This is a genomic window from Suttonella sp., from assembly GCF_056855035.1.
On the sequence record NZ_JBXGGR010000078.1, the window covers coordinates 1 to 15,163 of the forward strand.

General features: G+C 46.0%; 13 protein-coding genes and 1 tRNA gene. All 14 read left to right on the plus strand.

Features of this window, described 5'->3' with window-relative positions; genetic code table 11:
• Window positions 1-140, plus strand: a 140-nt coding sequence (locus tag ACJHVI_RS06890; protein WP_483184005.1) for an EF-Tu C-terminal domain-related protein, incomplete at its 5' end; no start/stop codon positions are given.
• A 66-nt stretch (window positions 141-206) separates the two neighbouring features.
• Window positions 207-282 (plus strand) — tRNA-Trp (locus ACJHVI_RS06895).
• 20 nt (window positions 283-302) lie between these two features.
• A complete protein-coding gene (gene secE, locus ACJHVI_RS06900; RefSeq protein WP_483183994.1) occupies window positions 303-674 on the plus strand; it encodes a preprotein translocase subunit SecE in 372 nt (123 codons plus the stop codon).
• A complete protein-coding gene (gene nusG, locus ACJHVI_RS06905) occupies window positions 674-1,210 on the plus strand; it encodes a transcription termination/antitermination protein NusG (RefSeq protein WP_483183995.1) in 537 nt (178 codons plus the stop codon). The genes secE and nusG overlap by 1 nt, the downstream gene beginning before the upstream one ends.
• Before the next feature lie 43 nt (window positions 1,211-1,253).
• Window positions 1,254-1,682, plus strand: a complete 429-nt coding sequence (rplK, locus tag ACJHVI_RS06910) for a 50S ribosomal protein L11 (RefSeq protein ID WP_115218125.1) — start codon at window positions 1,254-1,256, stop codon at window positions 1,680-1,682.
• A gap of 3 nt (window positions 1,683-1,685) precedes the next feature.
• Window positions 1,686-2,381 carry a 50S ribosomal protein L1 gene (gene rplA, locus ACJHVI_RS06915; protein WP_483183996.1) on the plus strand — a complete coding sequence of 232 codons (696 nt, stop codon included), beginning with the start codon at window positions 1,686-1,688 and terminating at the stop codon, window positions 2,379-2,381.
• 167 nt (window positions 2,382-2,548) lie between these two features.
• The gene (gene rplJ, locus ACJHVI_RS06920) at window positions 2,549-3,052 is read left to right on the plus strand and encodes a 50S ribosomal protein L10 (protein WP_483183998.1); all 504 of its coding nucleotides are present in this window, start codon (window positions 2,549-2,551) and stop codon (window positions 3,050-3,052) included.
• A gap of 42 nt (window positions 3,053-3,094) precedes the next feature.
• On the plus strand, window positions 3,095-3,463 hold the full coding sequence (gene rplL, locus ACJHVI_RS06925; protein WP_115218128.1) for a 50S ribosomal protein L7/L12: 369 nt from the start codon (window positions 3,095-3,097) through the stop codon (window positions 3,461-3,463).
• Between the two features lie 166 nt (window positions 3,464-3,629).
• Window positions 3,630-7,712 (plus strand): DNA-directed RNA polymerase subunit beta, encoded by a 4,083-nt coding sequence (gene rpoB, locus ACJHVI_RS06930; RefSeq protein ID WP_483183999.1) that lies wholly within the window; start codon window positions 3,630-3,632, stop codon window positions 7,710-7,712.
• A gap of 17 nt (window positions 7,713-7,729) precedes the next feature.
• Window positions 7,730-11,923: a DNA-directed RNA polymerase subunit beta' gene (rpoC, locus tag ACJHVI_RS06935; RefSeq protein WP_483184001.1), complete on the plus strand. Its 4,194-nt coding sequence runs from the start codon at window positions 7,730-7,732 to the stop codon at window positions 11,921-11,923.
• 90 nt (window positions 11,924-12,013) lie between these two features.
• Window positions 12,014-12,388, plus strand: a complete 375-nt coding sequence (gene rpsL / locus ACJHVI_RS06940; protein WP_115218131.1) for a 30S ribosomal protein S12 — start codon at window positions 12,014-12,016, stop codon at window positions 12,386-12,388.
• Window positions 12,389-12,406: 18 nt separating this feature from the next.
• A complete protein-coding gene (gene rpsG, locus ACJHVI_RS06945) occupies window positions 12,407-12,877 on the plus strand; it encodes a 30S ribosomal protein S7 (protein WP_115218132.1) in 471 nt (156 codons plus the stop codon).
• Window positions 12,878-12,905: 28 nt separating this feature from the next.
• A complete protein-coding gene (gene fusA, locus ACJHVI_RS06950) occupies window positions 12,906-15,002 on the plus strand; it encodes an elongation factor G (protein WP_483184003.1) in 2,097 nt (698 codons plus the stop codon).
• Between the two features lie 20 nt (window positions 15,003-15,022).
• Window positions 15,023-15,163: GTP-binding protein (locus tag ACJHVI_RS06955; RefSeq protein WP_483184006.1), on the plus strand; the 141-nt coding region annotated here is incomplete at its 3' end.

A 15,163-nucleotide genomic window follows, 5' to 3' on the forward strand; every position in this document is an offset into this window, starting at 1 on the left:
AAATGGTCATGCCTGGAGATAACGTAAAAATCGAAGTTCAACTGATTCATCCGATTGCGATGGACGAAGGTTTGCGTTTTGCGATTCGCGAAGGTGGACGTACAGTTGGTGCCGGTGTTGTAGCGAAAATTATTGAGTAATTTTTCTTACGATACTTGACAAAAATACAAGGCGGGGATAAAATCCCGCCTCTTCATTAGTTAAATAGGCGAGTAGCTCAATTGGCAGAGTTGCGGTTTCCAAAACCGTCGGTTGGGGGTTCGAATCCCTCCTCGCCTGCCATGTTTCCCAGAGAATCCTTTATGTCAACAGAAATTGCAGTTGTAAAAAAACCGCTATCCGGCTTGTTTACGGTTTTAGCGATTGTTTTGTTTTTAGGCGGATTCTATCTAGCAGGTTCTTTGTTTTTAGCAAGTAAGGCTTGGTATCTGCGATTGGCGGTTGCTGTTGTTGGAACAGTCTTGGCAGCTGCTGCACTCACTCAAACAATCTATTGGCACAAAATGATTAGTCTCATCCGAGGTGCTCGGATAGAAATGAATAAAGTTTTTTGGCCGAATAAAGACGAATTAATTAAAACCACTGCGATGGTTTTGGCGATTGTGACAGTTTTTGCAATCGTATTAAGTATTATAGATTGGATTTTAACGTTAATTGTTCAATTGGTGTTGTGATGGCAAAACAGTGGTATGTGCTACAGTCGTATTCGCAATTTGAGCAATACGTCAAAAGACAGTTGCAGGAAGTTATTGAGCGCGAAGGTATGCAAGATAGCTTTGGGCAAATTTTGATCCCGACAGAAGAAGTGGTTGAGGTCAAAGAGAATAAAAAGCGTGTGTCTCAACGCAAATTTTTCCCGGGTTATGTTTTAGTTGAAATGGAAATGAATAATGATACATGGCATTTAGTCAATTCCATTCCTAGGATGTCCGGTTTTGTTGGCGGAACGCATGAAAAACCTGCGCCGATTACGCAGGCGGAAGTTGATGCGATTATGCGCAAAATGCAGGAGGGGGTCGAGAAGCCTCGTCCGAAAACCTTATTTGAAATTGGCGAAGAGTTGCGGATTATTGACGGGCCTTTTGCTGATTTTACCGGAACGGTTGAAGAAGTGAATTATGATAAAAGCCGTATGCAGGTGTCTGTCATGATTTTTGGTCGTTCCACCCCGGTCGAGCTTGAGTTTACTCAAGTAGAGAAAATCATTTAATTGGGAAGCTGAAAGGCGTTATACCCATTTAGGAGTTTTATAAATGGCTAAGAAAATTAGCGGATATATCAAATTGCAGATTCCTGCAGGTAAAGCAAATCCAAGTCCTCCTGTTGGTCCGGCATTAGGTCAGCATGGTGTGAATATTATGGAGTTCTGTAAAGCATTTAATGCAGAAACTCAGTCTTTAGAAGCGGGTATGCCGATACCTGTTGTGATCACAGTATATAGTGACCGTAGTTTTACTTTTGTTAAGAAAACGCCTCCGGCTGCATATTTGTTGAAAAAAGCTGCGGGCATCAAATCCGGAAGCGCACGCCCTAATACTGAAAAAGTAGGCACGATTACGCGCAAACAATTAGAAGAAATTGTTGAAATCAAAAAGGCGGATTTAACTGCTGCGGATGTGGAAGCAGGTGTTCGTACATTGGCGGGAAGCGCCCGTTCAATGGGCTTGAAGGTGGAGGGCTAAACAATGGCAAAGAAGACTAAGCGTAATTTAGCTATCCGTGAAAAAGTTGCTGCCGGCAAAATCTATAATGTTGCTGAGGCATTAGATTTATTAAAATCGCTTTCCGCTGTTAAGTTTGTCGAATCTGTGGATGTGGCGATTCAATTAGGCATTGATCCGCGTAAATCAGATCAGGTAGTGCGCGGCGCAGCTGTATTGCCTAATGGTACCGGTAAGAGTGTGCGTGTGGCTGTATTTGCACAAGGTGCGAATGCAGAAGCTGCTCAAGCTGCCGGTGCGGATATTGTTGGTATGGCTGAATTGGCAGATGAAATCAAAGGCGGGCGTAGCGATTTTGATGTCGTTATTGCCGAACCGGCTGCGATGGCTGTTGTTGGACAGTTAGGTCAAATTTTAGGTCCAAGAGGCTTAATGCCAAATCCAAAAGTAGGTACGGTAACAGCTGATGTAAAAACAGCAGTATTAAATGCCAAAGCAGGTCAAGTGCGTTTTCGTGCGGATAAAGGCGGCGTAGTGCATGCGATTATCGGTAAAGCGGACTTTGAAACAGCTAAATTGGAAGAGAACTTGAAATCTCTGGTTGCTGAAATTAGCAAATTGCGTCCTGCAACAGCAAAAGGTGTTTATCTGCAAAAGGCTTATCTCTCTACAACGATGGGACCTGGTTTGCAAATAGAAATTAGCGGTTTGAGCGCTTAACAATAATCAAAGATTCTTTGGATGGCTGCGTATGCAGCTATCGTCAAAGACTGCAGGTGCTACGGCTTAATTTCCTGCATAGATGGTAGTGGCGTCAAATTAAGATGGCCATGCCAAAGGCCCGCGAAAAGCGGTGGACAATCTAATCCGACCATAAGGAGTATGGAATGGGATTAAATTTAACCGGCAAACAAGAAGTTGTTGCAGAAGTTGCTGATGTTGCAAGTAAAGCGTATTCGCTTGTCGCAACAGAGTACCACGGATTAACAGTGGCGCATCTGACGCAATTACATTCTCGTGCGCGTGAAAACGGCGTATATTTGCGTGTTGTAAAAAACAGTTTGGCACGCCGTGCATTAGCCGACACAGAATTTAAATGTGTTGATGAAAAATTAGTTGGTCCATTGATTTTAGCTTTTTCAATGGAGTTTCCGGGTGCAGCGGCGCGTTTGTGGCGTGATTTCCTGAAAGAAAATGACAAAATTAGCAAAGATATTGTTAAGTTTGTCAGTATTTCAGGTGAGTTATTGCCCGGTAGTGACTATGAGAAAGTTGCTAAATTGCCGACTAAAGACGAAGGTATTTCTATGCTTATGTCTTGCATGCTTGCACCTGTTGCGAAATTGGCCCGTACTATTGACGCTGTTCGTCAAGCCAAAGAAGCGGCTTAATTTTATTACTGTTTTTTGAATTTTACTTAAGGAATTTTTAACATGGCTATCTCTAAAGAAGATATTTTAAATGCAATTTCTGAAATGAGCGTAATGGAAATTGTTGACTTGATTTCTGCGATGGAAGAGAAATTTGGCGTTACTGCTGCTGTTGCTGCTGCTCCTGCTGCTGCCGATGCTGCTCCTGCCGCAGAAGAGAAAACTGAATTTGACGTGATTTTAACTGATGCCGGTGCTAACAAGGTGTCAGTCATCAAAGTTGTGCGTGAATTGACCGGCTTAGGTCTGAAAGAAGCGAAAGCTGCGGTTGACGGTGCGCCTTCAACTATCAAAGAAGCAGCTTCTAAAGATGAAGCTGAAAAAATGAAGAAACAATTGGAAGAAGCTGGAGCGAAAGCGGAGCTAAAATAATTGCCCTGTTGTTTCTTTATGGAGTACTGATACGAAAGTATCGGTACTCTTTCTTGTCTTCAAAAATCCTAATTGCTATAGGGATTAAACAAGTCTTTATAGCAATGATGATTTTTCCATTTATTTCCGTGCAATATGCACATTCTAATGCCGAGGTTGCTTGATTATGACCTATTCGTTTACCGAAAAAAAACGTATCCGTAAAAACTTCAGCAAGCGTCCAGCCGTTTTAGAAACGCCTTATTTGCTTTCTATGCAGCTGGATTCTTATAACGATTTCTTGCAACAGCATGTTGCTTCAGATCGTCGTGAGAATAAAGGTTTGCAAGAAGCTTTCAATTCAATTTTCCCTATAAAAAGTCATAATGAAATGGTTGAATTGATGTTTATCGGTTATGACCTCGGTAAACCTGAATTTGATGTGCGGGAGTGTCAATTGCGGGGAGTGACTTATGCCAGTCCACTGCGCGCCCGTTTACGTTTGGCGATTTATGATAAAAACAGCACTAAGAAAAAATTAAAGCAAGTGATTGAGTCTGAATCGGTTTATATGGGCGAAATGCCTTTAATGACGGATAATGGCACATTTGTCATCAACGGTACTGAAAGAGTGGTGGTTTCTCAATTGCACCGCTCTCCGGGGGTGTTTTTCGGTGATGATAATGGTCAAGGGCATAGTTCCGGCAAATTATTATTTAATGCGCGCATTATTCCGTATCGCGGCTCGTGGTTGGATTTTGAATTTGATGCTAAGGATCTGATTTATTGCCGTATTGACCGTCGGCGTAAATTGCCGGTGACGATTTTATTACGTGCTTTGGGCTATGATAACCAGCAAATGCTGGATATGTTTTTTGATAAACAGCATTTTACCATTACCAAAGACGGCAAAATCGAGATGCAATTCGAGCCGGAAGAATTCCGCGGAGAAGTGGCTCAGTTTGATATTGTTGCCAATGGCGAAGTCTTAGTTAGCGCAGGTAAGAAAATTTCTTCTCGTTATATCCGTCAGTTAGAGGCGGCTGGAGTTAAAAAACAAGAGGTTCCTGCCGAATTTATGATTGGTCGCATTCTGGCGCAAGATTTAATTGATAAAGAGAGCGGCGAATTAATTCTGCCTGCCAATAGTGAATTAACGATTGAGCATTTGCAGCGCTTCTTTGAATTGGGCGTCAAATCATTTGATACTTTGTTTATCAATGAACATGGGCGCGGCGGTTATTTGGCTGATACGCTGCGTACCGATGAAACGACAACGGAGTTAGAGGCGCGTGCCGAAATTTATCGCATGATGCGTCCCGGCGAGCCGCCGATTAAAGATGCGGCAGATACTTTGTTTGAAGGATTATTCTTCGATGAAACGCGCTATGATTTATCTCGCGTCGGGCGGATGAAGTTCAATCGCGGTTTAGGGCGCAAAGAAGTAGAAGGTGCAGGCGTTTTATCGCGCGAAGATATTGTTGATGTAGTAAAAAAATTAATCGCGATAAAAGACGGTTTCGGCAACACGGATGATATCGATCATTTGGGAAATCGCCGTATCCGCTGTGTCGGGGAAATGGCAGAAAATGCTTTCCGCGTCGGTTTGGTGCGTTTAGAGCGTTCTGTGCGCGAGCGTTTGAATCAGGCGGAATCCGAAGGTTGGACGCCCAAAGATTTGATTAATGCGAAACCCGTTGCGGCGGCTATTAAAGAGTTCTTCGGTTCTTCGCAGCTTTCGCAATTTATGGATCAAAACAATCCTTTATCTGAAGTTACGCATAAACGGCGGATTTCAGCTTTAGGCCCGGGCGGTTTGACGCGTGAACGTGCCGGTTTTGAGGTGCGCGACGTGCATCCGACGCATTACGGTCGTTTGTGTCCGATTGAAACGCCTGAAGGCCCGAATATCGGTTTGATCAATTCATTGGCGGTATATGCAAAGACTAATGAATATGGCTTCTTAGAAACCCCTTACCGCAAAGTGATTGACGGCAAAGTAACTGAGGAAATCGTTTATTTGTCGGCAATTGACGAGGCGAATTTTGTTATTGCGCAGGCGAATGCGCAATTAAATGAAAAGGGCGAATTTGTTGACGATTTGATTTCGACGCGTTTTGAAAACGAATTTACCTTAATGCCTGCCGAACGCGTGCAGTTCATGGACGTATCGCCGAAGCAGATTGTTTCGGTAGCGGCTTCTTTGATTCCATTCCTTGAGCATGATGATGCGAACCGCGCTTTGATGGGTTCAAACATGCAACGTCAAGCGGTGCCGACTTTACGAGCGGATAAGCCTTTAGTCGGAACAGGCATGGAACGCGTGGTGGCGAAAGATTCTGGTGTATTGGTGCGTGCAGAGCGCGGCGGTGTGATTGATTCTGTCGATTCTTCGCGGATTGTCGTCAAAGTAAACGACGATGAAGTACAAGCGGGCGGCTTAGGGGTAGATATTTATAATCTCACCAAATATACCCGCTCGAATCAAAATACCTGTATCAATCAAAAGCCTTTGGTTTTCCCGGGTGATGTGGTAGCGCGCGGCGACGTATTGGCTGACGGTCCGTCCACAGATATGGGCGAATTGGCTTTAGGGCAAAATGTATTAGTCGCCTTTATGCCTTGGAACGGCTATAACTATGAAGACTCGATTTTAATTTCTGAACGCGTCTCGCAAGAAGACCGCTTTACGACTATTCATATTGAAGAATTGACTTGCGTCGCACGGGATACGAAGTTAGGTCCTGAAGAAATTTCCAGCGATATTCCGAATGTAAAAGAAAGCGCTTTAGCTAAATTGGATGCTACGGGTATCGTGCATATCGGTGCGGAAGTGAAAGCCGGAGATATTCTGGTCGGTAAAGTGACGCCGAAAGGCGAACGCTCCCAGTCGCCGGAAGAAAAATTGCTGCGCGCAATTTTCGGCGAAAAAGCTTCTGATGTAAAGGACAGTTCTTTGCGTGTACCGACCGGAATGGACGGTACGGTGATTGATGTGCGTGTTTATACCCGCGACGGCGTAGAAAAAGATGAGCGCGCCAAAGAAATCGAGGCGATGGAAATCGAGTCGATTGCGCAAGACATTAAAGACCAGTTGCGTGTTTTCGAAAAAGATATTTATGACCGCGTGGCGCGTTTGCTGATGGGGCAAGAAATCAAAAAAGCGCCGGGACGTAAGGCCGGTGCCGCAGTGGATCAGGCTTTGTTAGACGAAGTGGCGTCTGAGCAATGGTTTGATTTGCGCATGAAAGATGCGGATATTAATGAGCAACTCGATGCCATGCACCAATTGCTTGCCGATAAACGCAAAGAATTGCAAGATTTCTACGAAGAGAAAAAAGCCAAATTCGCACAGGGCGATGATATGGCGCCCGGTGTATTGAAGATGGTAAAAGTCTATCTGGCAGTCAAGCGTCGTTTGCAACCGGGCGATAAAATGGCAGGTCGCCATGGTAATAAGGGTGTCGTCTCTTTAGTCGTGCCGGTAGAAGATATGCCTTACATGGAAGACGGCACGCCGGTAGATATTGTGCTTAACCCATTAGGCGTACCTTCTCGAATGAATATCGGACAGGTTCTCGAATTGCATTTGGGCTGGGCGGCGCGCGGTTTGGGGCGTCGCTTGGGGCAATTGATGGATGAGGGCAAATCCGTTAAAGAATTGCGCGAATATTTGCATGCGGTATATAACCATAATCCGGAATGCGCTACCACGGATTTAGCGAGTTTGAATGATGAAGACTTCTTAGTCTTATGTCAGAATTTACGTGAAGGGATTCCGATGGCAACGCCTGTTTTTGACGGCGCCAAAGAAGAAACCGATCTGCGCAAAATGTTAGAGCTTGCCGGTTTGCCGCTCTCAGGACAGACGCGTTTATACGACGGTCGTACGGGCGAAGCCTTTGACCGTGATGTCTCGGTTGGTTACATGTATATGCTCAAATTGCACCATTTGGTTGATGACAAAATGCATGCCCGTTCAACCGGTCCTTATAGCTTGGTGACGCAACAGCCTTTAGGTGGACGTGCGCAATTCGGCGGTCAGCGTTTCGGAGAAATGGAGGTGTGGGCATTAGAGGCTTATGGCGCGGCTTATACCCTGCAAGAAATGCTGACGGTAAAATCTGATGACGTGGAAGGGCGTACGAAGATGTATAAAAACATTGTCGATGGCGATTTGCGTATCGATCCGGGCTTGCCGGAGTCCTTTAACGTGCTTACCAAAGAAATTCGTGCTTTGGGTATCGATATCGGCCTTGCTCAAGAATAATTCACAAAGGTGTTGGAATGAAAGAAATTATTGCTATGTACGGGCCACAGAATGTGGCGGAAGATTTTGATCAAATCCGTATTGGATTGGCATCGCCTGATGTGATTCGTTCTTGGTCTTACGGCGAGGTAAAAAAACCCGAAACCATTAACTACCGTACCTTCAAGCCGGAGCGTGACGGTTTGTTTTGCGCGAAAATTTTTGGTCCGATGAAGGATTATGAGTGCTTATGCGGTAAATACAAACGTTTGAAACATCGCGGCGTGGTTTGTGAGCGTTGCGGTGTTGAAGTGACCAAAGCCTCTGTGCGCCGTGAGCGCATGGGGCATATTGATTTGGCAACGCCTGTCGCCCATATTTGGTTTTTAAAATCCTTGCCCTCGCGTATTGGTTTGTTACTGGATTTGACCTTGCGCGAAATCGAACGGGTCTTGTATTTTGAGTCTTTCATTGTGCTTGATCCGGGCATGACGCCTTTGGAAAAAAATCAGCTCTTAAATGAAGAAGCCTATCATCAGGCGGTTGCCGAATATGGTAATGAATTCAAAGCAATGATGGGTGCTGAAGCGATTCAATACATTCTTAAACATATGGACTTGGCGGCTGAAATTCAGGATATCCGCGAGCAGCTGGAAGCGACGAATTCCGAAACCAAAAGCAAGCGTTTGTTAAAACGCTTGAAACTCATGGATTCCCTGCTGCAATCGGGCAATAAACCGGAGTGGATGATTTTAGAGGCGCTACCTGTGTTGCCGCCGGATTTGCGTCCATTGGTGGCATTGGATTCCGGTCGTTTCGCTACTTCGGATTTGAACGATTTATACCGTCGCGTTATTAACCGTAATAACCGCTTGAAGCGTCTATTGGAGCTGTTTGCGCCGGATATTATCGTGCGCAATGAAAAGCGCATGCTGCAAGAAGCGGTGGATTCCTTATTGGATAATGGCCGTCGCGGTCGTACCGTAACCGGCTCTAATAAACGTCCTTTGAAATCCTTAGCCGATATGATTAAGGGTAAGCAGGGTCGTTTCCGTCAAAACTTGTTAGGTAAGCGGGTTGATTATTCCGGACGTTCTGTCATCGTGGTTGGTCCGACCCTGCGTCTGCATCAATGCGGTTTGCCGAAGCGCATGGCATTAGAGTTGTTTAAACCTTTTATTTTCCATCAATTGATTTTAAACGGACATGCGCCGACGATTAAGGCGGCAAAATTGATGGTAGAGCGCGATGAGCCGCAGGTTTGGGATGCGCTGGAATATGTGATTAGCGAACACCCTGTGATGCTTAACCGCGCACCGACTTTGCACCGTTTGGGTATTCAGGCTTTTGAACCGGTGCTGATTGAAGGTAAGGCGATTCAATTGCATCCTTTGGCTTGCTCGGCATTTAACGCCGACTTTGACGGTGACCAAATGGCGGTGCATGTGCCTTTGTCTTTAGAAGCGCAATTGGAAGCGCGCGCATTGATGATGAGTTCAAATAACATCTTGTCGCCGGCAAACGGTGAGCCGATTATCGTGCCTTCGCAAGATATGGTATTGGGGCTTTACTATATGACGCGTGAGCGCATCAATGCCAAAGGCGAAGGGATGCGTTTTGCCGATGTGGCGGAAGTCGAGCGTGCGTATCAAAGCGGATTGGTGGATTTGCAGGCGATTATCGAAGTGCGCTTGAAAGTTTATGCCGACGGCGATACGGCGGATACGGCGCCGGTGCGTGTCAAAACAACGGTTGGCCGTGCTTTGCTATCGCAAATTCTGCCAGCGGGTCTGGGTTTTGCCCATATTGACAAGCCGATGAAGAAAAAAGCCATTTCTGCTTTGATTAACCAATGCTATCGCCAATTAGGTTTGAAAGATACGGTTATTTTGGCTGACCAACTGATGTACACAGGTTACCGCTATGCGACCCGTTCCGGTTCTTCAATCGGTATCGTGGACATGGTTGTGCCGGAAGCGAAACAGGAAATTTTGGCAAAAGCGGAAGGCGAAGTTAAGGAAATTGAAGAGCAATTCTCTTCAGGTCTATTAACCGCCGGCGAGAAATACAATAAAGTCATCGATATTTGGTCGCGCACCAATGACCAAGTTGCTAAGAAAATGATGGAGCAACTGGGTAAAGACAAAGTAACGACACATGACGGACAAGAGGTTGAGCAGGATTCTTTCAACTCAGTCTTTATGATGGCGGATTCCGGTGCGCGGGGTTCTGCGGCACAGATTCGTCAGTTGGCCGGTATGCGCGGCTTGATGGCGAAGCCGGACGGTTCGATTATCGAAACCCCGATCACGGCGAATTTCCGTGAAGGTTTGAACGTATTGCAGTACTTTATCTCTACGCATGGTGCGCGTAAGGGCTTGGCGGATACCGCTTTGAAAACGGCAAATTCCGGTTATTTAACACGTCGTTTGGTCGATGTCGCGCAAGATGTCGTGATTACGGAAAAAGATTGCGGTACGAGCGAAGGTATTGAGATTCAAGCGGTGGTAGAAGGCGGCGATGTGGTCGTCTCATTATCAGAGCGCGTATTGGGTCGGGTATTGGCAGAGCCGGTCAGCGACGGCAATGGCGACATTGTTCTGCAAGCCGGACAGTTGCTGGAAGAAGCTGAAATTCAAGTTTTGGAAAAAGCCGGTGTTGATCGCGTTAAAGTGCGTTCGGTTATTACCTGTCAATCGCGTCACGGCGTATGCGCACAATGTTACGGTCGTGATTTGGCGCGCGGACATCAAGTGAATGTCGGCGAGGCTGTAGGCGTAATTGCGGCGCAATCAATCGGCGAACCCGGAACGCAGTTAACCATGCGTACTTTCCATATTGGTGGTGCTGCACAAAGTTCAGCGGCGGTCGGCAGTATTGAAGTGAAAACCAACGGTCATGCGCGCCTGTCTAATATTAAGACCGTTACTAACAGCGAAGGCAAACTGGTGGCGGTATCGCGTTCCGGAGAATTGTCCATTCTCGATAAGAACGGTCATGAACGCGAGCGCTATAAACTGGCCTACGGTGCGATTTTGAATATCGTTGACGGCGATGAAGTCAAACAAGGGCAAACGGTAGCGATGTGGGATCCGCATACGCATCCGATTGTTGCCGAAGTGGCAGGGCGCGTCAGTTTCTTCGATTTTGAAGAGGGGGTGACAGTACAAACCTCATCTGATGCTGATACTGGTTTGACGGTGCAAACCGTGATGGAAAACTCGCAGCGCCCAACCTCGGCGAAAGATAAGCGTCCTTTGATTCAGTTATTGGATGAAAACGGTAAGGCAATTACGCAATCAGGCTCGGAAATTCCGGTGAACTATTTCTTACCGGCGGGTGCGATTGTCAATTTGCTTGACGGTGCAGAAATTCGCGTGGGCGATGTTTTGGCGAGAATGCCGCAGGCTTCCGGTAAATCGGCAGATATTACGGGCGGTTTGCCGCGTGTGGCAGATTTGTTTGAAGCGCGTAAACCGAAAGAGCCGGCAATTTTGGCGGAAATGACCGGAACGGTTGCTTTCGGTAAAGAAACCAAAGGCAAGCAGCGCTTGATTATCAACGGCGAAGAAGGGGAGTCTTTAGAATTATTGATTCCTAAATGGCGGCGTTTAAACGTATTTGAAGGCGAGCAAGTGAAAAAAGGCGAGGTGCTTGCTGATGGCGAGCCGAATCCGCAAGATATTTTGCGTTTGCGCGGCGTGCATGAATTAAATGAGCATATCGTTCGTGAAATTCAAAATGTTTACCGCTTACAGGGCGTAAAAATCAACGATAAACATATTGAAGTGATTGTACGTCAAATGTTGCGTAAAGCTTTGGTGGTCGATGCGGGCGAATCTCGCTTGATTCCCGGCGAGCAATTGGAATTGAATCGCGTCTTGGAAGTGAATGACAAACTATTAGCAGAAGGCAAGTTGCCGGTGCGTTACGAACCGGTGCTGATGGGAATTACCAAAGCCTCTTTGGCAACGGATTCATTCGTATCAGCGGCTTCTTTCCAAGAAACCACTCGCGTATTGACGGAAGCTGCCGTGGTCGGACAAGCGGACGATTTACGCGGACTGAAAGAGAATGTGATTGTGGGTCGCCTGATACCGGCAGGTACGGGGTTGGCCTATCATCAACAGCGTCGAGAATTGCGTTATGCTGAACAATCATTAGAACTGATGCAGCAAAACGAAGCGGCGCAAACTGTTGCAGAAAACGTTGCCGGGCATGAGGATGCTTGACTTTTGCAATAGATAACAGTACTATCCCGCACCTTTGACGCGGTTTAGCGAATTGTTTTTAAGATATTAACGCTTTGGAGAATAAAAAATATGGCAACTATTAACCAATTGGTGCGCAAACCGCGCGTCAAGCAAGTTGATAAAACAAATGTCCCTGCATTGCAGGGATGCCCTCAAAAACGCGGTGTATGTACCCGTGTTTATACTACAACACCTAAAAAGCCTAACTCGGCCATGCGTAAGGTTGCGCGTACGCGTTTAACTAACAAGTATGAAGTAACTGCCTATATCGGCGGTGAAGGTCATAACCTACAAGAGCACAGCTTGGTGCTTATTCGAGGCGGGCGTGTAAAAGATTTGCCGGGTGTGCGCTATCACATCGTGCGCGGTGCATTGGATACAGCAGGTGTTAAGGATCGCAAACAAGGTCGTTCGAAATACGGCACCAAGCGTCCTAAATCATAATTTCTAGGAAAAGAAAACATGTCAAGAAGAGTACGTGCGCCTGTGCGCCACATTTTGCCCGATCCGAAATTCGGGAATATCGTTGTTGCTAAATTTGTCAACATGCTGATGGTGAGCGGTAAAAAATCGGTTGCCGAAAGCGTTGTTTACAAAGCATTAGAAGCTGCTGCCGAGAAAAAACAAATGCAGCCGGTAGATGTGCTTGAAGAGGCTTTGGAGAAGGTTCGTCCAGCGGTAGAGGTAAAATCCCGCCGCGTGGGCGGTGCCACTTATCAAGTGCCAGTTGAAGTGCGTCCGGTGCGTCAAAATGCATTGGCAATGCGTTGGTTGATTGATGCGGCTCGTAAACGTAATGAAAAATCAATGGCAGAGCGTTTGGCTCACGAGTTGGTTGAAGCGATTGAAGAGCGTGGCGCAGCCGTTAAGAAGCGTGATGATACGCACCGCATGGCAGAAGCAAACAAAGCCTTTGCTCACTTCCGTTGGTAATCCAACCTTTTAAATTTGGAGATTTTACGTGGCACGTGAAACCGTAATTGAACGATACCGCAATCTAGGTATCATGGCGCATATTGATGCAGGTAAAACAACAACTACTGAGCGTATCCTTTTCTATACTGGTGTTTCGCATAAATTAGGCGAAGTACACGAAGGTGCGGCGACAATGGACTGGATGGAGCAGGAGCAGGAGCGTGGTATTACGATTACTTCTGCGGCAACGACTTGCTTCTGGGAAGGAATGGCAAAGCAATTCCCTCGTCACCGTATCAATATTATTGACACCCCGGGGCACGTTGACTTTACCATTGAAGTAGAGCGTTCATTGCGTGTGTTAGACGGCGCTTGTTTGGTGCTTTGTTCTGTTGGTGGTGTGCAGCCGCAAACGGAAACTGTATGGCGTCAAGCGAATAAATACCGCGTGCCGCGTATTGCTTATGTCAATAAAATGGATCGCACCGGAGCAAACTTCCTGCGTGTTGTTGAGCAAATGCGCGACCGTTTGAAAGCTAACCCAGTGCCTTTACAGATTCCTGTAGGTGCAGAAGACACCTTTAAGGGTGTTGTTGATCTTATCAAGATGAAAGAAATCATCTGGAATGAAGATAATAAAGGTACATCATTTGAATATGCCGATGTTCCTGCTGATCTCCTTGAGCAGGCGACAAAATTGCGTGAGCAATTGGTAGAAGCAGCGGCGGAAGCAAATGAAGAGTTGATGAATAAGTATTTAGAAGAGGGCGAGTTAAGCGAAGAAGAAATTGTTCGCGGTTTGCGTGAACGCACGATTGCCAATGAAATTATTCCTGTAGTGTGCGGTTCGTCTTTCAAAAATAAAGGCGTGCAAGCAATGCTGGATAAGGTAGTTGAATTATTGCCAAGTCCAGTTGATGTGCCGGCAATTCAAGGCGTTGACCCGAATACAGAGGAAACGGATTCGCGCGAATCAAGTGATGATGCGCCTTTCTCTGCTTTGGCATTTAAGATTGCAACCGATCCTTTTGTTGGAACGTTAACGTTCATTCGTTGCTATTCAGGTGTTTTAGAAGCCGGTTCAACTGTTCTGAATTCTGTAAAAAATAAAAAAGAGCGTATCGGGCGTATCGTGCAAATGCACGCTAATACTCGTGAAGAGATTAAAGAAGTCTTGGCGGGGGATATTGCGGCTTGTATCGGTTTGAAAGATGTGGTCACGGGTGAGACTTTATGTGATGTGAATAAGCCGATTATTTTAGAGCGCATGGAATTCCCCGAGCCTGTTATTTCGGTTGCGGTTGAGCCTAAGACAAAAGCTGACCAAGAAAAAATGGGTATGGCTTTAGGTAAGTTGGCACAGGAAGATCCTTCATTCCGTGTGCATACGGATGAAGAAACAGGGCAGACCATTATTTCCGGTATGGGCGAACTACATCTTGAGATTATTGTTGACCGAATGAAGCGTGAGTTTAAAGTTGAAGCAAACGTTGGCGCTCCTCAGGTGGCTTATCGCGAAACAATTCGCGAATCTGTTGAGCAAGAGGGTAAATTCGTGCGTCAATCAGGCGGTCGCGGTCAGTTTGGTCATGTGTGGTTGCGTATTGAACCTCAAGAACCGGGCTTCGGTTATGAATTTGTCTCGGCAATTGTCGGTGGTGTTGTTCCTAAAGAATATATTCCGGCAGTTGATAAGGGTGTTCAAGAGCAAATGCAAAATGGCGTCTTGGCAGGTTATCCATTAGTAGATGTTAAAGTTACTTTGTTTGATGGTTCTTACCATGAGGTTGACTCATCTGAGATGGCATTTAAGCTTGCTGCTGCAGAAGGATTTAAACAAGGTGCTCGTAAAGCTAAGCCTGTCTTGCTTGAACCGATGATGAAGGTAGAAGTCTCGACCCCGGAAGATTATATGGGCGATGTAATCGGAGATTTGAACAGCCGTCGCGGTTTGATTCAAGGTATGGATGAAGAGTCAACAGGCAAAATTATCCGTGCTCAAGTGCCTTTGGCAAATATGTTTGGTTATGCAACTTCTCTGCGCTCATTGAGTCAGGGTCGTGCAAATTACTCGATGGAATTCGATTGCTATAATGAAGCGCCGAATAACGTCGTTGAAGAAGTCATTAAAAGTAAATCTTAATTCCTTGACGGAGAAAAAATATGTCAAAAGAGAAATTTGAACGTACGAAGCCCCACGTAAACGTGGGCACGATCGGTCACGTAGACCATGGTAAAACGACGCTGACAGCGGCATTGACCAAAGTAGGTGCAGACCGTTTTGGCGGGCAATTTAAAGCCTAC

Bases quoted from the DNA above. Each gene is read 5' to 3' on its own strand.
- secE (WP_483183994.1), top strand. From the start codon at position 303: ATGTCAACAGAAATTGCAGTTGTAAAAAAACCGCTATCCGGCTTGTTT.
- rpoC (WP_483184001.1), top strand. From the start codon at position 7,730: ATGAAAGAAATTATTGCTATGTACGGGCCACAGAATGTGGCGGAAGAT.
- rpsL (WP_115218131.1), top strand. From the start codon at position 12,014: ATGGCAACTATTAACCAATTGGTGCGCAAACCGCGCGTCAAGCAAGTT.
- rpsG (WP_115218132.1), top strand. From the start codon at position 12,407: ATGTCAAGAAGAGTACGTGCGCCTGTGCGCCACATTTTGCCCGATCCG.
- rplA (WP_483183996.1), top strand. From the start codon at position 1,686: ATGGCAAAGAAGACTAAGCGTAATTTAGCTATCCGTGAAAAAGTTGCT.
- rplL (WP_115218128.1), top strand. From the start codon at position 3,095: ATGGCTATCTCTAAAGAAGATATTTTAAATGCAATTTCTGAAATGAGC.
- rplK (WP_115218125.1), top strand. From the start codon at position 1,254: ATGGCTAAGAAAATTAGCGGATATATCAAATTGCAGATTCCTGCAGGT.
- rpoB (WP_483183999.1), top strand. From the start codon at position 3,630: ATGACCTATTCGTTTACCGAAAAAAAACGTATCCGTAAAAACTTCAGC.
- rplJ (WP_483183998.1), top strand. From the start codon at position 2,549: ATGGGATTAAATTTAACCGGCAAACAAGAAGTTGTTGCAGAAGTTGCT.
- nusG (WP_483183995.1), top strand. From the start codon at position 674: ATGGCAAAACAGTGGTATGTGCTACAGTCGTATTCGCAATTTGAGCAA.